The sequence below is a fragment of the Pseudomonas sp. B33.4 genome, assembly GCF_034555375.1.
In the GTDB taxonomy this organism is placed as follows: Bacteria; Pseudomonadota; Gammaproteobacteria; order Pseudomonadales; family Pseudomonadaceae; genus Aquipseudomonas.
Genome location: NZ_CP140706.1, coordinates 6,024,407 through 6,043,953, shown reverse-complemented (window position 1 = coordinate 6,043,953; position 19,547 = coordinate 6,024,407). Strand labels below are relative to the sequence as shown.

19 protein-coding genes are annotated in these 19,547 nt (G+C 59.9%); 13 read left to right on the top strand and 6 right to left on the bottom strand.

All coding sequences use genetic code 11. The annotated features are described in order from the left end of the window. The first annotated feature begins 125 nt into the window (after positions 1-125). From U6037_RS26795 to fdhA, 8 genes are all read left to right on the top strand, one after another. Positions 126-836, top strand: a complete 711-nt coding sequence (locus U6037_RS26795; RefSeq protein WP_322845077.1) for a TraX family protein — start codon at positions 126-128, stop codon at positions 834-836. 272 nt (positions 837-1,108) lie between these two features. Continuing rightward, positions 1,109-2,362 (top strand): serine hydroxymethyltransferase, encoded by a 1,254-nt coding sequence (locus tag U6037_RS26790; RefSeq protein WP_102900090.1) that lies wholly within the window; start codon positions 1,109-1,111, stop codon positions 2,360-2,362. 20 nt (positions 2,363-2,382) lie between these two features. After that, complete coding sequence (locus U6037_RS26785) at positions 2,383-3,633, top strand: sarcosine oxidase subunit beta (RefSeq protein ID WP_003206307.1); 1,251 nt, start codon at positions 2,383-2,385, stop codon at positions 3,631-3,633. 14 nt (positions 3,634-3,647) lie between these two features. Continuing rightward, positions 3,648-3,977 (top strand): sarcosine oxidase subunit delta, encoded by a 330-nt coding sequence (locus tag U6037_RS26780; RefSeq protein WP_016986286.1) that lies wholly within the window; start codon positions 3,648-3,650, stop codon positions 3,975-3,977. Further along, on the top strand, positions 3,974-6,991 hold the full coding sequence (locus tag U6037_RS26775) for a sarcosine oxidase subunit alpha (RefSeq protein ID WP_322845076.1): 3,018 nt from the start codon (positions 3,974-3,976) through the stop codon (positions 6,989-6,991). Before U6037_RS26780 ends, U6037_RS26775 begins: the two co-directional genes overlap by 4 nt. 160 nt (positions 6,992-7,151) lie before the next feature. Next, a complete protein-coding gene (locus tag U6037_RS26770; RefSeq protein ID WP_322845075.1) occupies positions 7,152-7,784 on the top strand; it encodes a sarcosine oxidase subunit gamma in 633 nt (210 codons plus the stop codon). Positions 7,785-8,002: 218 nt separating this feature from the next. Then, positions 8,003-8,860 carry a formyltetrahydrofolate deformylase gene (purU, locus tag U6037_RS26765; RefSeq protein WP_008086918.1) on the top strand — a complete coding sequence of 286 codons (858 nt, stop codon included), beginning with the start codon at positions 8,003-8,005 and terminating at the stop codon, positions 8,858-8,860. 176 nt (positions 8,861-9,036) lie between these two features. Next, a complete protein-coding gene (gene fdhA, locus U6037_RS26760) occupies positions 9,037-10,236 on the top strand; it encodes a formaldehyde dehydrogenase, glutathione-independent (protein ID WP_008086916.1) in 1,200 nt (399 codons plus the stop codon). Between the two features lie 57 nt (positions 10,237-10,293). Here the strand turns inward: fdhA and U6037_RS26755 are convergent, their stop codons facing one another. The 4 genes from U6037_RS26755 to U6037_RS26740 all read right to left on the bottom strand — a co-directional run bounded on the left by U6037_RS26755 (position 10,294) and on the right by U6037_RS26740 (position 12,604). Beyond that, positions 10,294-10,506: a cold-shock protein gene (locus U6037_RS26755; RefSeq protein WP_322845074.1), complete on the bottom strand. Its 213-nt coding sequence runs from the start codon at positions 10,504-10,506 to the stop codon at positions 10,294-10,296. 35 nt (positions 10,507-10,541) lie between these two features. Further along, positions 10,542-10,766, bottom strand: coding sequence for a hypothetical protein (locus tag U6037_RS26750; RefSeq protein ID WP_322845073.1), 225 nt, complete (start codon positions 10,764-10,766; stop codon positions 10,542-10,544). Between the two features lie 531 nt (positions 10,767-11,297). Next, positions 11,298-11,972 carry an anti-sigma factor domain-containing protein gene (locus U6037_RS26745; RefSeq protein ID WP_322845072.1) on the bottom strand — a complete coding sequence of 225 codons (675 nt, stop codon included), beginning with the start codon at positions 11,970-11,972 and terminating at the stop codon, positions 11,298-11,300. Further along, positions 11,969-12,604: an RNA polymerase sigma factor gene (locus U6037_RS26740; protein ID WP_322845071.1), complete on the bottom strand. Its 636-nt coding sequence runs from the start codon at positions 12,602-12,604 to the stop codon at positions 11,969-11,971. The genes U6037_RS26745 and U6037_RS26740 overlap by 4 nt, the downstream gene beginning before the upstream one ends. A 150-nt stretch (positions 12,605-12,754) precedes the next feature. Here U6037_RS26740 and U6037_RS26735 point away from each other — a divergent pair, with 150 nt between their 5' ends. After that, complete coding sequence (locus U6037_RS26735; protein ID WP_007909995.1) at positions 12,755-13,312, top strand: DUF2780 domain-containing protein; 558 nt, start codon at positions 12,755-12,757, stop codon at positions 13,310-13,312. A gap of 1 nt (position 13,313) precedes the next feature. On the opposite strand, the gene U6037_RS26730 is transcribed toward U6037_RS26735, so the two are convergent. Beyond that, positions 13,314-14,201, bottom strand: a complete 888-nt coding sequence (locus U6037_RS26730; protein ID WP_322845070.1) for an acyltransferase — start codon at positions 14,199-14,201, stop codon at positions 13,314-13,316. 306 nt (positions 14,202-14,507) lie between these two features. Between U6037_RS26730 and U6037_RS26725 the strand changes: the two genes are divergently transcribed. From U6037_RS26725 to creD, 4 genes are all read left to right on the top strand, one after another. Next, positions 14,508-15,011, top strand: coding sequence for an ATP-dependent zinc protease (locus U6037_RS26725; RefSeq protein ID WP_007909997.1), 504 nt, complete (start codon positions 14,508-14,510; stop codon positions 15,009-15,011). 68 nt (positions 15,012-15,079) lie between these two features. After that, the gene (creB, locus tag U6037_RS26720; protein ID WP_322845069.1) at positions 15,080-15,760 is read left to right on the top strand and encodes a two-component system response regulator CreB; all 681 of its coding nucleotides are present in this window, start codon (positions 15,080-15,082) and stop codon (positions 15,758-15,760) included. Further along, positions 15,760-17,178, top strand: a complete 1,419-nt coding sequence (gene creC, locus U6037_RS26715; protein ID WP_322845068.1) for a two-component system sensor histidine kinase CreC — start codon at positions 15,760-15,762, stop codon at positions 17,176-17,178. Before creB ends, creC begins: the two co-directional genes overlap by 1 nt. A gap of 169 nt (positions 17,179-17,347) precedes the next feature. Next, positions 17,348-18,718 carry a cell envelope integrity protein CreD gene (gene creD, locus U6037_RS26710; RefSeq protein ID WP_322845067.1) on the top strand — a complete coding sequence of 457 codons (1,371 nt, stop codon included), beginning with the start codon at positions 17,348-17,350 and terminating at the stop codon, positions 18,716-18,718. 199 nt (positions 18,719-18,917) lie between these two features. On the opposite strand, the gene U6037_RS26705 is transcribed toward creD, so the two are convergent. After that, positions 18,918-19,547 carry a glutathione S-transferase gene (locus U6037_RS26705; RefSeq protein ID WP_322845066.1) on the bottom strand — a complete coding sequence of 210 codons (630 nt, stop codon included), beginning with the start codon at positions 19,545-19,547 and terminating at the stop codon, positions 18,918-18,920.

Here is a 19,547-nt window from a genome sequence, read left to right as displayed (position 1 = left end):
GCCGGCTTCCGTGGTCGAGACTCTTGTGAAGGCTCGTGGTCAATGAGGGTGCGCACTTTACCGAAGATCTTCCGGGGAGCACACGGGATGTCACGTTCAGGAAATTACCAGTTTGTAGGACGATTATGCACCTGAGCAAACGCGACGGCGCGCTGGATCTGCTCAAGTGGCTCGCACTGCTGAGCATGTTGCTCGATCACCTGCGATATGTCGGGTTCTCCGCCGATTGGCTGTATGTGCCGGGGCGGCTGGCGTTTCCGTGGTTTTGTCTGGCGATGGCGGCGAATCTTTCGCGGGATGGGTCGCGGAAGATGGAGTGGCGTTATCTGGGGTGGCTGTTGCTGTTCAGTGCGGTCAGCGAGATTCCCTATCGGCTGTACATTCCCGAGCCTGATACGTTGAATGTGATGCCGACGCTGGCGCTGGGCTTGCTGCTGGCGCGGGGGTGGCAGGATCCAACGATCATGTCGCGATTGCTGGGCGTTGCTGCGCTGGTGCTGGCCGCCATGTTTCCGGAACGACTGATGTTTGGTTTCTTCGGGGTGTTGCTGCCGTTGGCGATGCTGCTGGTGTTTCGCCGCCCGTGGTATTTCAGCTTGTTGCCGGGTTTGATATGCCTCGCAGCGAATCAGTGGCAAGTGCTTTACGACTCGGCAAGGTTCGGTAGCAGCGTCGCGATCCTTGGCATTGCCATCTGTCTGTTCGCGCCAATGCTCGGATTGTTCCTGTTGCGACATGTGCGACATCTCCAGCCACCGCCGATGCGGCGCTGGGCTTACGGCCTTTATCCCGCGCATTTCCTCCTGCTGCTCGCGGTTCGCCAATTGATCGCATAACCCCTGTAGGAGTGAGCCTGCTCGCGATGGCGGCGCATCAGCCAACATTTGCTTAGCTGGCCCACCGCCATCGCGAGCAGGCTCACTCCTACAGGGGATCTGCGCAGATTCAACAAGCCATTTCCGACCATGTCGTAAACGCACCTTTGCGTGGCGCGCGCAGGCATTTGAGCTGTCTGCGCCGGTCATACCATCGGCATCAAAGGGCACTGCCTTCATTGCCAGTGCCTTACCGAGACGAATGGCGCACAGATGCCGCTGGGAGAGACGCGATGTTCAGCAAGCAAGACCAGATCCAGGGTTACGACGATGCACTGCTGGCGGCGATGAATGCCGAGGAGCAACGTCAGGAAGATCACATCGAGCTGATCGCGTCGGAGAACTACACCAGCAAACGCGTGATGCAAGCGCAAGGCAGCGGCCTGACCAACAAATACGCCGAAGGCTATCCGGGCAAGCGCTACTACGGCGGCTGCGAGCACGTCGATAAAGTCGAAGCGCTGGCCATCGAACGCGCCAAGCAACTGTTCGGCGCCGATTACGCCAACGTCCAGCCGCACTCCGGTTCTTCGGCCAACAGCGCGGTGTACCTGGCGCTGATCCAGCCGGGCGACACCATCCTCGGCATGAGCCTCGCTCACGGTGGTCACTTGACCCACGGTGCGAAAGTGTCGTCCTCGGGCAAGCTCTACAACGCGGTGCAGTACGGCATCAACACCGACACCGGGCTGATCGATTACGACGAAGTCGAGCGTCTCGCCGTCGAATCCAAGCCGAAAATGATCGTCGCCGGTTTCTCCGCTTACTCGAAGACTCTGGACTTCCCGCGCTTCCGTCAGATCGCTGACAAGGTCGGCGCGCTGCTGTTCGTCGACATGGCCCACGTCGCCGGTCTGGTCGCTGCCGGTCTGTACCCGAACCCGCTGCCGTACGCCGACGTGGTCACCACCACCACGCACAAAACCCTGCGCGGCCCACGTGGCGGCTTGATCCTGGCCAAGTCCAACGAAGAGATCGAGAAGAAGCTCAACGCCGCCGTATTCCCCGGCGCTCAGGGCGGCCCGCTGATGCACGTCATCGCCGGTAAAGCCGTGTGCTTCAAGGAAGCGCTGGAGCCAGGCTTCAAGGCCTATCAGCAACAAGTCATCGACAACGCTCAGGCGATGGCCAGCGTGTTTATCAAACGTGGCTACGATGTAGTGTCCGGCGGCACCGACAACCACCTGTTCCTGGTCAGCCTGATCCGTCAGGGCCTGACCGGTAAAGACGCCGACGCCGCCCTTGGCCGTGCACACATCACCGTCAACAAGAACGCCGTGCCGAACGACCCGCAATCGCCGTTCGTGACCTCGGGCCTGCGCATCGGCACCCCGGCCGTCACTACGCGCGGTTTCAAAGTGGCGCAGTGCGAAGTGCTGGCTCTGTGGATCTGCGACATCCTCGACAACCTTGGCGATGCCGATGTCGAGGCAAATGTTGCCAAGAACGTCGCAGCCCTGTGCGCTGACTTCCCGGTTTACCGCTGAGTGTTCTGGAGTAACTGACTATGCAACGCTATTCGGGCTTCGGCCTCTTCAAACACTCCCTCAGCCACCACGAAAACTGGCAGCGCATGTGGCGCACGCCAACGCCGAAAAAGGTCTACGACGTAGTCATCGTCGGCGGCGGCGGGCACGGTCTGGCGACGGCCTATTACTTGGCGAAAGAGCACGGCATCACCAACGTCGCCGTGGTCGAAAAGGGCTGGCTGGGCGGCGGTAACACCGCGCGCAACACCACCATCGTTCGCTCCAACTACCTGTGGGACGAGTCGGCGCACCTCTACGAACACGCGATGAAATTGTGGGAAGGCCTGTCGCAAGACCTGAACTACAACGTGATGTTCTCCCAGCGTGGCGTCTACAACCTGTGCCACACCCTGCAGGACATCCGTGATTCCGAGCGTCGGGTCAGCGCCAACCGCCTCAACGGCGTCGACGGCGAACTGCTCAACGCCAAGCAAGTGGCTGACGAGATTCCGTACCTCGACTGCTCGAAAAATACTCGCTACCCGGTGATGGGCGCGACCGTTCAGCGTCGCGGCGGCGTCGCCCGTCACGATGCCGTGGCCTGGGGCTTCGCCCGTGCCGCCGACGCCTTGGGTGTGGACTTGATCCAGCAGACCGAAGTGATCGGTTTCCGCAAGGAAAACGGCGTGTGCATCGGTGTTGAAACCAACAAGGGTTTCATCGGCGCCAAGCGCGTCGGCGTGGTCACGGCCGGTAACTCCGGGCACATGGCCAAACTCGCCGGTTTCCGTCTGCCGATCGAATCCCATCCGCTGCAAGCGCTGGTGTCCGAGCCGATCAAACCGATTATCGACAGCGTGATCATGTCCAACGCCGTGCACGGTTACATCAGCCAGTCCGACAAGGGCGACCTGGTGATCGGCGCCGGTATCGACGGCTACAACGGCTACGGTCAGCGCGGTTCGTATCCGGTGATCGAACACACCATTCAGGCCATCGTCGAGATGTTCCCGGTGTTGTCGCGCGTACGCATGAACCGCCAGTGGGGCGGCATCGTCGACACCACCCCGGACGCTTGCCCGATCATTTCGAAAACCCCGGTACCGAACATGTTCTTCAACTGCGGTTGGGGCACCGGTGGTTTCAAGGCCACACCTGGCTCGGGCAACGTGTTTGCCGCGAGTCTGGCCAAGGGTGAAATGCACCCGTTGGCCGCACCGTTTTCCATCGACCGTTTCCACAACGGCGCACTCATCGACGAACACGGCGCTGCTGCCGTCGCCCACTAACAGGAGAAATCCCCATGTTGCATATCTTCTGTCCTCACTGCGGCGAACTGCGCTCCGAAGAGGAATTCCACGCATCCGGTCAGGCGCACATTCCGCGTCCGCTCGATCCAGGCGCCTGCACCGACGAGGAGTGGGGCGACTACATGTTCTTCCGCGACAACCCGCGCGGTCTGCACCACGAGCTGTGGGATCACGTCGCCGGTTGCCGTCAGTACTTCAACGTCACCCGCGACACCGTGACCTACGAGATTCTCGAAACCTACAAGATCGGCACCAAGCCGCAATTCACCGACAAGGCTGATACGGCGAAAACAGCCACGACGGCGCTGGGAGAGAAGGTATGAGCCAGACCAATCGCCTGTCCAACGGTGGACGGATCGACCGCAACAAAGTGCTGAGCTTCACCTTCAACGGTCAGAGCTACAAAGGCTTCGAGGGTGACTCGCTGGCCGCCGCGCTGATCGCCAACGGCGTCGACATCATTGGCCGCAGCTTCAAGTATTCGCGTCCGCGCGGGATCTTTGCTGCCGGTGCTGAAGAGCCGAACGCCGTGCTGCAGATCGGCGCGACAGAAGCCACGCAAATCCCCAACGTGCGCGCCACGCAACAGGCGCTGTATCAAGGTTTGGTTGCGACCAGCACCAACGGCTGGCCGAGCGTCAACAACGACATGATGGGTATTCTCGGCAAGGTCGGCGGCAAGCTGATGCCGCCGGGTTTCTACTACAAAACCTTCATGTATCCGCAGTCGTTCTGGATGACCTACGAGAAGTACATTCGCAAGGCTGCCGGTCTGGGCCGTTCGCCGACCGAAGTCGATCCGGACACTTACGACTACATGAACCAGCACTGCGACGTGCTGATCGTCGGTGCTGGCCCTGCCGGTCTCGCCGCTGCTCTGGCTGCTGCGCGCAGCGGTGCCCGAGTGATTCTGGCGGACGAGCAGGAAGAGTTCGGCGGCAGCCTGCTCGATTCCCGTGAAAGCCTCGACGGCAAGCCGGCGATGGAGTGGGTCGCGAACGTCATCACGGAACTGAAAAACACCCCGGACGTGCTGCTGTTGCCGCGCGCCACCGTCAACGGTTACCACGACCACAACTTCCTGACTATTCACGAACGCCTCACCGATCACCTCGGTGACCGTGCGCCAATCGGTCAGGTGCGTCAGCGTATTCACCGTGTCCGCGCCAAGCGCGTAGTGCTGGCGACCGGTGCTTGCGAGCGTCCGCTGGTTTACGGCAACAACGACGTGCCGGGCAACATGCTTGCCGGTGCGGTGTCGACTTACGTCCGTCGTTATGGCGTGGCACCGGGCAAGAAGCTAGTTCTGTCGACCAACAACGATCACGCTTATCGCGTCGCTTTGGATTGGCTCGATGCCAGTCTGCAAGTGGTCGCTATCGCCGATGCGCGCAGCAATCCACGTGGTGCGCTGGTGGAAGAAGCGCGCGCCAAAGGTATTCGTATCCTCACCGGCAGCGCCGTGATCGAAGCCCGTGGCAGCAAGCGCGTGACTGCTGCCCGCGTGGCGGCGATTGATGTTAAAGCGCACGCTGTGACCAGTCCTGGCGAGTGGCTCGACTGCGATGTGGTTGCCAGTTCCGGCGGTTACAGCCCGGTCGTTCACTTGGCTTCGCACCTTGGTGGCAAGCCGACCTGGCGCGAAGACATCCTCGGTTTCGTACCGGGCGAAGCACCGCAGAAACGTGTGTGCGTCGGTGGCATCAACGGCGTTTACGGTCTTGGCGATTCGTTGGCTGACGGTTTTGAAGGTGGCGTGCGTGCCGCCGCTGAAGCCGGTTTCCAGACCGTCGAAGGCGTGCTGCCGAAAGCCCTGAGCCGTCACGAAGAACCGACGCTGGCGCTGTTCCAGGTGCCACATGAAAAGAACACCGCACGGGCACCGAAGCAATTCGTCGACCTGCAGAACGACGTGACCGCTGCAGCGATCGAACTGGCAACCCGCGAAGGTTTCGAGTCGGTCGAGCACGTCAAACGCTACACCGCGCTGGGCTTCGGCACCGATCAGGGCAAGCTCGGCAACGTCAACGGTCTGGCCATTGCCGCCCGTTCGCTGAACGTGACCATCCCGCAGATGGGCACCACGATGTTCCGCCCGAACTACACGCCGGTGACTTTCGGCGCCGTGGCCGGTCGTCACTGTGGGCACATATTCGAGCCGGTGCGTCATACCGCGCTGCATGCCTGGCATGTGAAAAACGGTGCGGAATTTGAAGACGTCGGTCAGTGGAAACGTCCATGGTACTTCCCGAAAAACGGTGAAGACCTGCATGCCGCCGTCAAGCGTGAATGCAAAGCCGTGCGTGACAGCGTCGGCCTGCTCGATGCCTCGACCCTCGGCAAGATCGACATTCAAGGCCCGGATGCCCGCGAGTTCCTCAACCGCGTGTACACCAACGCCTGGACCAAGCTCGACGTGGGCAAGGCTCGCTACGGTTTGATGTGCAAAGAAGACGGCATGGTCTTCGACGACGGTGTGACGGCGTGTCTGGCCGACAACCATTTCGTCATGACCACCACCACCGGCGGCGCGGCTCGCGTGCTGCAATGGCTGGAGCTGTACCACCAGACCGAATGGCCGGACATGAAGGTTTACTTCACTTCCGTCACCGACCACTGGGCAACCATGACCCTGTCCGGGCCGAACAGCCGCAAGCTGCTCAGCGCCGTGACCGACATTGATCTGAGCAACGAAGCTTTCCCGTTCATGACCTGGAAAGAAGGTCTGGTCGGCGGCGTGCCGGCGCGGGTGTTCCGCATTTCGTTCACCGGTGAGTTGTCGTACGAAGTCAACGTGCAGGCCGACTACGCGATGGGCGTGCTGGAGAAAATCGTCGAGGCCGGCAAGCAATACAACCTGACCCCGTACGGCACCGAAACCATGCACGTACTGCGCGCCGAGAAGGGTTTCATCATCGTTGGTCAGGACACTGACGGCTCGATGACCCCGGACGACTTGAACATGGGCTGGTGTGTCGGTCGCACCAAACCGTTCTCGTGGATCGGCCAGCGTGGGATGAACCGTGAAGACTGCGTGAAGGATCAACGTAAGCAATTGGTCGGTCTGAAGCCGATCGATCCGAACGTGTGGCTGCCGGAAGGTGCGCAACTGGTGTTTAACACCAAACAGGCGATCCCGATGACCATGGTCGGCCACGTGACCTCCAGCTACGCACACAACTCCCTCGGTTATTCGTTTGCCATGGGTGTGGTCAAGGGCGGTCTGAAGCGCCTCGGGGAGCGGGTGTTTGCACCGCTGGCCGATGGCAGCGTGATCGAGGCGGAAATCGTTTCTTCGGTGTTCTTCGATCCGAAGGGGGATCGCCAGAATATTTGATGGTTCGGCTCCTGGGGAGTGCAGTTGCACCGCGTTGACTTCATCGCGAGCAGGCTCACTCCTACAGGTGATCGCGTACCCCTTGTAGGAGTGAGCCTGCTCGCGATAGCGGTAGATCTGCCTACACAGGGCTCAAGTCAGAATTCAGCAAAGGTGCTTTATGACCACAGCCAACGTGTACCAACAACGCCCGACCACCGGGGCCAAGGCCGAGTCGTCGCTGCACCATGCCGACCTCGCCAGCCTGGTCGGCAAGGGCCGCAAGAACGCCGGCGTGATCGTGCGTGAAAAGAAACTCCTCGGCCACCTGACCATCCGTGGCGATGGCCACGATGCCGCGTTCGCCGCCGGTGTCCACAAGGCCCTGGGCATCGAATTGCCAGGCGCCCTTAGCGTGATCGTCAAAGGCGAAACCAGTCTGCAATGGATGGGCCCGGACGAGTGGCTGCTGATCGTGCCGAGCGGTGAAGAATTCGCCGCCGAACAGAATCTGCGTGAAGCGCTGGGCGATCTGCACATCGCGATCGTCAACGTCAGTGGCGGCCAGCAAGTGCTCGAACTGAGCGGGCCGAACGTGCGTCAGGTGCTGATGAAGTCGACCAGCTATGACGTGCACCCGAACAACTTCCCGGTCGGGAAAGCGGTCGGCACGGTGTTCGCCAAGTCGCAGCTGATGATTCGGCATACGGCGGAGGACACTTGGGAATTGCTGATTCGCCGCAGCTTCTCAGATTACTGGTGGTTGTGGTTGCAGGATGCATCGGCTGAGTACGGGTTGAGCGTTCAGGCCTGAAAAAGATCAAGAGCTACCCCCTCACCCCAGCCCTCTCCCCCAGAGGGGAGAGGGGGAAAGGGAGCAGATTTGTGTAGTTTTCGAGCCTGAGTTCGACCCGACATTTCAGGTCGGCGTAGTTCGAAACAACACCTCGGTCAGTCCCCTCTCCCTCTGGGAGAGGGCTAGGGTGAGGGAAAAACCTGACACCCCGCACAAAGAACAGGAGTCACCGCACCATGAGCCGCGCCCCAGACACATGGATTCTGACCGCCGACTGCCCCAGCGTCCTCGGCACGGTGGACGCGGTGACGCGTTTTCTGTTCGAGCAGGGTTGCTACGTCACCGAGCACCATTCGTTCGATGACCGCCTCTCCGGACGCTTTTTCATTCGCGTGGAATTCCGCCAGCCCGACGGTTTCGACGAACAATCCTTCCGCGCCGGCTTAGCCGAACGCGGTCAGGCCTTCGGCATGATCTTCGAACTGACCGCGCCGAACTACCGGCCGAAAGTGGTGATCATGGTTTCCAAAGCCGATCACTGCCTCAACGACTTGCTCTACCGTCAGCGCATCGGCCAGTTGTCGATGGACGTGGCGGCGGTGGTCTCCAACCATCCGGATTTGAAACCGCTGGCCGACTGGCACCAGATTCCCTACTACCATTTCCCCCTCGACCCCAACGACAAACCGTCGCAGGAGCGTCAGGTGTGGCAGGTGATCGAAGAGTCCGGTGCCGAACTGGTGATCCTCGCCCGCTACATGCAGGTGCTGTCACCAGAGCTGTGCCGCAAGCTCGATGGCAAGGCGATCAACATTCATCACTCGTTGCTGCCGGGTTTCAAGGGCGCCAAGCCGTATCACCAGGCCTACAACAAAGGCGTGAAACTGGTGGGCGCGACGGCGCATTACATCAATAACGACCTCGACGAAGGGCCGATCATTGCCCAAGGCGTCGAGGCGGTGGATCACAGTCATTACCCTGAGGATCTGATTGCCAAGGGGCGCGATATCGAAGGCCTGACGCTGGCGCGGGCGGTTGGGTATCACATTGAGCGGAGGGTGTTTCTCAACGCCAATCGCACGGTCGTTCTCTAGATCGCTATCGCGAGCAGGCTCACTCCTACAAGGGGTACGCGTTCCAATGTAGGAGCGAGCCTGCTCGCGATAGGGCCATAACAAACAACGCAAAACCAACAAGCAATAACCCGAGCATTTAACGCGCTGCCTGCCTGGGCAACGCGGTTCCATAAAAACAACAGCGAGGTGAAAGCATGTCTGGCAATCGTGGTGTGGTGTATCTCGGCGCGGGCAAGGTCGAAGTACAGAAAATCGACTATCCGAAAATGCAGGACCCGCGCGGTCGCAAGATCGAGCACGGGGTCATTCTCAAAGTGGTTTCCACCAATATCTGCGGCTCCGACCAGCACATGGTGCGCGGCCGTACCACGGCGCAGACCGGTCTGGTGCTGGGCCACGAGATCACCGGCGAGGTGATCGAAAAAGGCTCCGACGTCGAAAACCTGAAAATCGGCGATCTGGTCTCTGTCCCGTTCAACGTCGCATGCGGGCGCTGCCGCTCCTGCAAAGAGCAACACACCGGCGTCTGCCTGACCGTCAACCCGGCCCGTGCCGGCGGCGCTTACGGTTATGTCGACATGGGCGACTGGACCGGTGGCCAGGCCGAATACGTGCTGGTGCCGTACGCCGATTTCAACCTGCTGAAACTGCCGGACCGCGACAAGGCCATGGAGAAAATCCGCGACCTGACCTGCCTCTCCGACATCCTTCCGACCGGTTACCACGGCGCGGTGACTGCGGGCGTTGGCCCGGGCAGCACCGTTTACATTGCCGGCGCCGGCCCGGTCGGTCTGGCGGCTGCCGCTTCCGCGCGTCTGTTGGGTGCGGCGGTGGTGATCATCGGCGACGTCAACACCATCCGCCTGGCCCACGCCAAGGCGCAGGGTTTTGAGATCGTCGACTTGTCGAAAGATGCACCGCTGCACGAACAGATCGCCGCGCTGCTCGGCGAGCCGGAAGTGGATTGCGCAGTGGACTGCGTCGGTTTCGAAGCCCGCGGTCACGGCCATGACGGCGCGAAATCGGAAGCACCGGCCACGGTACTCAACTCGCTGATGGGCGTGGTCCGCGTGGCCGGCAAAATCGGTATTCCGGGCCTGTACGTCACCGAAGATCCGGGTGCTGTGGACGCCGCCGCGAAAATGGGCAGCCTGAGCATTCGCTTCGGTCTGGGCTGGGCCAAGTCGCACAGCTTCCACACTGGCCAGACACCAGTGATGAAGTACAACCGCCAATTGATGCAGGCGATCATGTGGGATCGCATCAACATCGCCGAAGTGGTGGGCGTGCAAGTGATCAGTCTCGATCAGGCGCCGGAAGGGTATGGCGAGTTCGATGCGGGCGTGCCGAAGAAGTTTGTGATTGATCCGCATAAGTTGTTCAGTGCGGCGTAAGGCTTTAAGAAATACGAAAACGGCGCCGTTCAGGCGCCGTTTTTATCGAGCGTTTTTCTACACGACCTTAACTTCTTCCGCTTGCATTCCCTTCTGTCCTTTTGCAGCAACGAAAGTAACAGTCTGACCTTCTTTCAAACTCTTGAATCCGTCCGATTGGATGGCTTTGAAATGGACGAAAAGATCATCGCCTCCGCCCTGAGGCGTAATAAAACCGAAGCCCTTTTCATCGTTGAACCATTTGACTGTACCGGTTTCTCTGTCTGCCATTTCCGTATTTCCTGTTTCGTTGATTGGTTAAATATTTATACAACTGCACAGACTTCAGGGCGTTTGGATTTGCCCTTGTCCAGGGCCAGTTTTATGTCCACTGCGTAGTACTGACCGTTATCCCCGAGCACAAGGTCATAAGTAACCTTCTGCCCCGCTTTGATGTATTTAATGATCGGATCGTCCGGGCTGATGCAAAAGATGATCGGCGGGACATCTGATTCGAGCAGTTGATCGCGCGGACTGCATTGCTTCTCCATCACTGTATCTCCCGTTGAATGACCGTTAATTGCACCTCGCTTTCTTCGAACAATTGACACACCAGCAGCCTATTCCAGCCCGGATCGCTAGACACCTGTCAGATCTGACAGGTGTCTAGTTCTTTTTGAAATATTGATTTTCACGACAAGCAATTAATGACCTAAAAAAACCGCAGCCTTCGGTTGTTTCGGCGGATTGAGATCCTGTGGGAAGTTCGATGCGGGCGTGCCGAAGAAGTTTGTGATTGATCCGCATAAGTTTTTTAGTGCGGCGTAAGGCTTAAGCGCAATACAAAACGGCGACCTCAGGGTCGCCGTTTTTTGTGGGAAGGCAAAGTCAAAAGCTACCCTCACCCCAGCCCTCTCCCCGAGGGAGAGGGGGCCGACCGAGGTGTCTTGCGTCGTATATCGACCTGAAAGATCGAGTCGACTATGGATTCAACGCAAGTCTTTCAAGTCGGTGTATTGCGCAAATATCCCACGGTCAGTCCTCTCTCCCTCTGGGAGAGGGCTAGGGTGAGGGGCTTTGCTTCAAAGGGTCGCCAACGTCCCTTGATACAGCACCTGCCCAGTCGGCTGTCCGGTCGGCGAACCACCTTTAGGCTCAAGACTGACCGCCAGCGCAATCGGTTTACCGATCAACGCTTTCTGCACCTCGCTCAGCTCAACCTTGCCTTTGCCACCCGCCGGAATAACGCCGAGGGAAATCGGTTTGCCGTCAGCCGGAATCGCCCACAGTTCCAGGCTACGATCCGCATCAACCGCCGCCAGCGTCAGCGGCTCGACTTGCAGATAATCCGCATGCGCCTCGACCTTCAGCGCCGGTTGCGCATCGGCTGTCAGCAGCGTGGCGCGGTAGCGGGCGTCGTCGCGGTTGTAAAGCGAGCTGAGGAAGACCAACACCACGATCGAACACAGTGCCGCGGTGACGCGTAACCAGTTCCAGAACGGTCGCTTCTCGGGAACATGCAGCACTTGCGGTTCGATCCGCGCGGTGATGCCATGCCAGACGCGATCGGGCACCGGATGCTCCGGCAGAGATTCTGTGAGACTCACCAGTGTTTCCTGCCATTGCGCCACTTCAGCTCGCAACACCGCGTCGTCCAGCAGCAATTGTTCAAACCGCCGCCGCGCAGGCGCAGCCATCAACCCGATGGCGTAATCGGCGGCGAGGGCGCGGCGCAGGGCAGGGGTCTGGTAGTTCATGATTCAAGGCACCGGCGCAGACGTTCCATGCCACGGCGGATCCACGATTTCACCGTCCCCAGTGGTGTGGCCAGGTGTTCGGCGAGTTCCGTGCACGACAATCCCTGGAAGTAGGCCACGGTGATCGATTGGCGCTGCATGCTTTCAAGGGTATCCAGACAGCGGTTCAACGTCTGAGCCTCGCGGGCGCTGTTCAGTTGGTCGTGAGCGGAGGGACTTTCGTCCGGCAGCGCGTCCTGTTCGAGATCGGTCAATGGCCGGTCACGATGTTTGCGCAACTGGTCGATGGCTTGATTGCGGGTGATGTTGATCATCCAGGTCAGCGGTGCCGACAGGTGCGCTTCGTAGCGCGAGGCGTTGTTCCAGATGCGCACGAAGGCTTCCTGCAGCACCTCTTCGGCCAGATCGGCGCGGCCCATGAAGCGCAGCGCGACGCCATGCAGGCGCGGGCCGACGCTGCGATAGAGCGTTTCGAAGGCGCGACGATCACCCAGTGAACACTGGGCCAACAACTGTCGCAGCTGATCGGCGTCGGCGATGGAAATGACCACTCTCCAGGCAAGGGTGAGCGCGCGAGGGCGAGACTCGGACTGTTCACAGGCTAGTTCAGCGACAGCGGTTGTGCCATTCATCGCGAGGGTGTCCGGGATTTCACGTTTTATATACGCATACCGGATGAAAATGGATGCGCCGCGCCGGAACATGCCGGCGGATACCCGGTCAAACCGGCAGTTTCGCTGCCCAATCAACGGGTGGTTCTCACAGCGCAAGAGGATGTCTGAATGAAGATTTCACGCGGTATTGCCTTGGCTTCACTGATGACCCTTGCGGCCAGCCCGGTATTCGCCGGTTTCAGTCTGGATGACGTGACCAAGGCGGCTTCGAGCATGCAGGGCGGCAACGCGGCCACCGCCGCCGCACCGACTTCGGAAACCGCCGGTCTGCTGCAAGCCGTCACCGGTCTGGGGGTTACCCCGCAGCAAGCCGTCGGCGGCACCAGCGCCATGCTTGGCCTGGCCAAGAACCAATTGAGCAGCACCGATTATTCGCAGTTGGCCAAGGAAGTGCCGGGCATCGATAAGCTGTCGGGCGGTAGCGGTAATCTGGCGGCGTTGAGCGGGTTGCTCGGTCAGTCCGGTAAATCAGCCGGTCTGGAAAACGCCCTGGGCAACGTCAAGGACACCAATGACCTGAACAATGCCTTCGGTGCGTTGGGGATGGACAGCGGCATGGTCGGCCAGTTTGCCCCGGTGCTGCTCAAGTATCTGGGTGACCAGGGCGTTGGCGGCCCGCTGCTGCAAAGTCTGGGTAGCATCTGGGGCGCTGGCACCGGTAGCTGATTCAGCGGCGCTCGCTGCGCAGTTCGGCGATGCGCTGATCTTTCTCGTTCCAGAGCTGGTTGACCCAGTTCTGGACCTTCTCGCGAAACACCGGATCGTTTTCGTAATCGCCCTGCCACAGCGCCGGGGCGAGTTCACGGGTCTTGATGTCGATGATCACGCGCGGCACGTTGCCGCTGATCAAATCCCAGAAGCCCGGGATTTTCGCCTGTGGATAAACCACGGTGACGTCGAGAATCGCATCCAGCTGTTCACCCATCGCCGCCAATACAAACGCCACGCCGCCGGCCTTGGGCTTGAGCAAGTGGTTGAACGGTGATTGTTGCTCGGCACTTTTCGCGGCGGTGTAGCGCGTGCCTTCCAGATAATTCACCACGGTCACGGGCTGACGCTTGAACAGCTCGCAGGCCTGTCTGGTGATTTCCAGATCCTTGCCGGCCAGTTCCGGGTGCTTGGCCAGAAACGCTTTGGTGTAGCGCTTCATGAACGGGTAATCCAGCGCCCACCACGCCAGCCCCAGAAACGGCACCCAGATCAGCTCTTTCTTGAGGAAGAATTTGAAGAACGGTGTGCGCCGGTTGAGCGTCTGGATCAGCGCCGGAATATCGACCCACGACTGGTGATTGCTGATCACCAGATAAGACGTGTCGCCGCGCAGGCCTTCGCCGCCGCGAATGTCCCATTGGGTGGGAATGCACAGACGGAAAATCAGCTTGTCGATCTCGGCCCAGGTCTCGGCGATCCACATCACCGCCCACGACGCGTAGTCGCGCCAGCGGCCCGGTGCAACCAGTTTGAGCAGGGCAAACACCAGCAACGGCCCGATCAGGATCAGGGTGTTGAGCAACAGCAGCAAGGTGACGAAACAGCCGGTGAGCAGGCGGCGCATAAGCAACTCTTTGCAAACGGATGGGCGCGCCATGATAAGCAGCTTCGCGCGGCAGGCCAAATCGGTGGTGACGAATGTTTCACTTTTGGACCGGTATGCTGGTGCCAGATATTGTGTTGAATGTGCTGGCCTCATCGCTGGCAAGCCAGCTCCCACAAGGTTATGTGTTGTTCACAAATATTCAACACGCCCCAAATCCCTGTGGGAGCTGGCTTGCCAGCGATGCGGTTCCACGGGCGAACCAATGACTCAATGGGTGTCTAAAATCCCAGTCTGCCGCCCTCATTTTCCAAGGAAGCCCCTTACGTGAAATCCCTCCTTGCACTGTTTGCCCTCGTCGCCCTGCCGGTCATGGCCGCCGAGCCGACCCTGTACGGGCGCTACGAATACATCGCGCTGCCGGAAATCGGCGGTGAAGTGCTCAAGGCCAAGATGGACACCGGCGCACTGACCGCCTCGCTGTCGGCCAAGGACATCGAGACCTTCACCCGCGATGGTGATGAATGGGTACGGTTCCGCCTCGGGACCAAGGACGCCAGCAACAAGGTCTACGAACACAAGGTCGCGCGGATCAGCAAGATCAAGAGCCGCTCGGACGAAGAGGACGAGGGCGAAAGCACCGAAGTCGCCAAGCGGCCAGTGGTCGATCTGGAGCTGTGCCTGGGCAACGTCAAGCGTACCGTTGAGGTCAACCTGACCGACCGCAGCAACTTCAACTATCCGCTGCTGATCGGTGCCAAGGCCTTGCGCGAATTCGGTGCGGCAGTGAATCCGGCGCGGCGTTTCACGGCCGACAAGCCGGACTGCTAAGTGGTCTCATTGACGTAACGTCAGGCTTGGGGCACCGTTCGCGCACTTAACCCACGGGCTCGGACGCCATGCCTCATATCCTGATTGTCGAAGACGAAGCGGCGATTGCCGACACGCTGATTTTCGCCCTGCAAGGCGAGGGGTTCGGCACCACGTGGCTGAGCCTAGGCGCGGCGGCGCTTGAACATCAGCGGCAAACCCCGGCCGATCTGATCATCCTCGACATCGGCCTGCCGGACATCAGCGGTTTCGAAACCTGCAAACAACTGCGGCGCTTCAGCGAGGTGCCGGTGCTGTTCCTGAGTGCCCGGGATGCCGAGATTGATCGCGTGGTGGGCCTGGAAATTGGTGCCGACGACTATGTGGTCAAGCCATTCAGCCCGCGTGAAGTCGCGGCGCGGGTGAAGGCCATCCTTAAACGCATGGCGCCGCGCCCCACGATTGAAGCCACTTCAGCGCTGTTTCGGGTCGATCCTGAACGTGTGCAAATCAGTTATCGCGGCCAGAACCTGAGCCTGACCCGCCATGAATTCCGCCTGTTGCAATGCCTGCTCGAACAACCCGAGCGTGTGTTCAGCCGCGAACAATTACTTGATGCGCTAGGCGTCGCCGCCGACGCCGGCTACGAGCGCAGCATCGACAGCCACATCAAAAGCGTACGCGCCAAACTGCGGCTGGTGCGTGCCGAGGCCGAGCCGATCCAGACCCATCGTGGCCTCGGTTACAGTTACAGCCCGGGGCACAGCTGATGTCGCTGGGGCTGCGGATCTTTCTGGTGTATGTGCTGTTTGTCGGCCTGACCGGTTATTTCGTGCTCAACACGGTGATGGAAGAAATCCGTCCCGGCGTGCGCCAGTCCACCGAAGAAACCCTGGTCGATACCGCCAACCTGATGGCAGAAATCCTCCGTGACGATTTCAAGGCTGGCACCCTTAGCGAGAACCGCTGGCCCGAGTTGCTGCGTGCGTATGGCGAGCGCCAGCCGCAAGCGACCATCTGGGGCTTGCCGAAAAATCAGGTCAACCACCGCATCTACGTGACTGACGCCAAAGGCATCGTCGTGCTCGATTCCAGTGGCGTCGCGGTCGGTCAGGATTACTCGCGCTGGAATGACGTCTACCTGACCCTGCGCGGTGAGTACGGCGCACGTTCGAGCCGCAGCGATCCGGATGACGCGAGTTCGTCAGTGATGCACGTCGGCGCGCCGATCCGCGATAACGGCAAGATCATCGGTGTGGTCACCGTGGCCAAACCCAACAGCTCATTGCAGCCTTATGTCGATCGCACCGAGCGGCGCTTGCTGTTTTACGGTGCCGGTCTGATCGGACTCGGTCTGCTCTTTGGCGCATTGCTGTCGTGGTGGCTGAGCCGTGCGCTGCACCGTCTGACCGGTTATGCCCAAGCGGTGAGCGAAGGTCGGCGCGTTGAGGTGCCGCATTACCGGGGCGGCGAACTGGAACAGCTCGCCACCGCCCTGGAGCAGATGCGCACGCAACTGGAAGGCAAGGCCTACGTCGAGCGTTATGTGCACACGCTGACTCATGAACTGAAAAGTCCGCTGGCAGCGATTCGTGGCGCGGCGGAGTTGCTGCAAGGCGACATGCCGCCGGTTCAGCGATTGCGCTTTGTCGGCAACATCGACAGCGAAAGTGCGCGGATGCAGCAGTTGATCGAACGGTTGTTGAATCTGGCGCAGGTGGAACAGCGCCAGGGTCTTGAAGAGCGGGTCGCCGTGCCTTTGGCCGTGTTGGTCGATGAGTTGCAGCAAGGGCAGGCGGCGCGGATTGAAGGTAAAAAGCTGCGCATCGAACAGGCGATTGCGGCAGATCTGCTGTTGATTGGCGAGCCTTTTCTGTTGCGTCAGGCGTTGGGTAATCTGCTGGAGAATGCGCTCGATTTCACCCCGTTTCAGGGGCTGCTGCGTTTCAGTGCCGAGCGGGTTGGCGAGCAGACCGAATTTCGATTGTTCAATGAAACGGCGCCGATTCCTGACTACGCCTTGCCGCGTTTGACCGAGCGCTTCTACTCATTGCCGCGACCGGACAGTGGGCGCAAAAGCACCGGGTTGGGGCTTAACTTCGTCGAAGAGGTGGTCAAGTTGCATGGTGGGTCGATGCAGATTCGCAATGTCGAAAACGGGGTTGAAGTGACATTGCGCTTGCCTTGATTCCGTCAAAAGATCGCAGCCTTCGGCAGCTCCTACATAGGGTTGCGTACACCTGTAGGAGCTGCCGAAGGCTGCGATCTTTTGATCTTTCCACACAATCTCCACATTCCCCCCACAAAACCCCCACACCCACTCAGCAGACTCTGCCCATCCAAACAGGGAGAGTCCCATGAACAAGAATCTGACCATCAAGCTCGGCGCCATCGCCGTGCTGATCCTGCTGTTGCTGATCCCGCTGCTGATGATCGACGGCGTCATCGACGACCGTCAGCAGTTGCGCGACGGTGTGCTTGAAGACATCGCCCGCAGCTCCAGCTACAGCCAGCAACTGAGCGGGCCGGTGATGGTGGTGCCGTATCGCAAAGTGGTTCACAACTGGAAAACCAACGACAAAACCAACCAACGCTACGACGAGCCGGGCGAAGAGCGCGGCCGTTTGTACTTCCTGCCGGAGCGTTTCGAGCTCGACGGCCAGGTGCAAACCGAACTGCGTGCGCGAGGCATTTATGAAGCACGGCTGTTCCACGCCGACAACCGCATCAATGGCCATTTTTCATTGCCAGCGCAATTGGGCATCAAAGAAGATTTCACCGATTACCAGTTCGATGCGCCGTTTCTTGCGGTGGGTATCAGCGACATTCGCGGCATCGAAAACGCGCTGAAACTGGAACTTGACGGTCAGCGTCTGGACTTCGTGCCGGGCACCCAGGTCGGCTGGCTCGGCGAGGGTGTGCGAGTGCCGCTGCCGCTGCTCGACACCAGCAAAACCACGGAACTGAGCTTCGGTTTCGATTTGCGCCTGCAAGGCACCGGTTCGTTGCAGGTGCTGCCGGTGGGCAAGAGCAGCAGCGTCAGCCTCACGGCGAATTGGCCGCATCCAAGTTTCATCGGCAATTTCCTGCCGGCCAAGCGTGAGATCAACGATCAGGGTTTCAGCGCCGATTGGCAGACCACGTTTTTTTCCACCAACCTGCAAGACGCCATGAGCCGTTGCGTCAGCGGCAATGATTGCGAGGCATTCAACGGCCGCAGCTTTGGCGTGAGCTTCATCGACCCGGTGGATCAGTACCTGAAGAGTGACCGGGCGATCAAATATGCGCTGCTGTTCATCGTGCTGACGTTTGCCGGTTTCTTCCTCTTCGAAGTGCTCAAGAGTCTGGCCGTGCACCCGGTGCAATACGCGTTGGTCGGTGTGGCGTTGGCGTTCTTTTATCTGTTGCTGCTGTCGTTGTCGGAGCACATCGGGTTTGCCTTGGCGTATCTGTTGTCGGCCAGTGCCTGTGTGTTATTGATCGGGTTTTACGTCTGCCACGTGCTGCGCAGTGTGCGTCACGGTTTGAGTTTTTCGGCGGGATTGGCGGCCCTGTACGGCCTGCTCTATGGCTTGTTGAGCGCTGAGGATTACGCGTTGCTGATGGGCTCGTTGTTGCTGTTCGGTCTGCTCGGTGTGTTTATGGTGCTGACGCGCAAACTGGACTGGTACGGGATCGGGCAGAAGCCGGCGAAGCCGTTGGAGTTTGATGTGGGGGCGATGCAATGAGCGGGTTGCGTGAAGATCAGCGGGAGGTAGAGGTTTTGGTGACACTGATTTTTGCAGCGCTGCCGCCGGAACCGAGGTGGTGCATTCGCGAGCAGGCTCGCTCCCACAGGATTGGTGTTGGAACAGAGATTTCTGCCATAGCCAAAAACAATGTGGGAGCGAGCCTGCTCGCGAAGAGGCCGGACCAGGCGCCGCCGATTTAAGGCTTGGGCATCGTGGCGATCATGGACGGTCGCTGACTCACCTCAAAAAACCAGCTGGCCAATTGCGGGTTGGCCTCACGCCAACCCAGATCCGGGAAGCGCAAATCGAGATAACCCAGCGCACAGGCGACGCTGATCGCCGCCACATCGAAATGGCTGGTCAGCTCGGCGATGGCTTCCTTTTCCAACACAGCTAGGGCGCGACGGATCTTGTCGCGCTGGGCCTCGAGCCATTCATCCCAATGCTTTTCCGGTGCGCGCAGAACCAGTTCATAACGCACCATCACCGACGCATCCATGATCCCGTCAGCCATCGAGGCCAGGGTCAGTCGGCGCCAGCGCGCCGAACCTTCGCGCGGGATCAGCGGATTGCCGACGTGCTGCTGGTCGAGGTATTCGAGGATCACGCGGCTGTCATGGATGACATGGCCGTCGGCCAGACGCAGGGCGGGGATCTTGCCCAACGGATTATCGGCGTTGAGCTCGGCGCTCGGGCTGACCGGGCTGAGCACGCAGTCTTGCAGCGCGACGCGATCCTGCTGGCCGGTTTCGTGCAGCAACACCATCACTTTGCGCACAAACGGGGAGAGCGTGTTGTGGTACAGGGTCATGCTGGGGGCGGACAT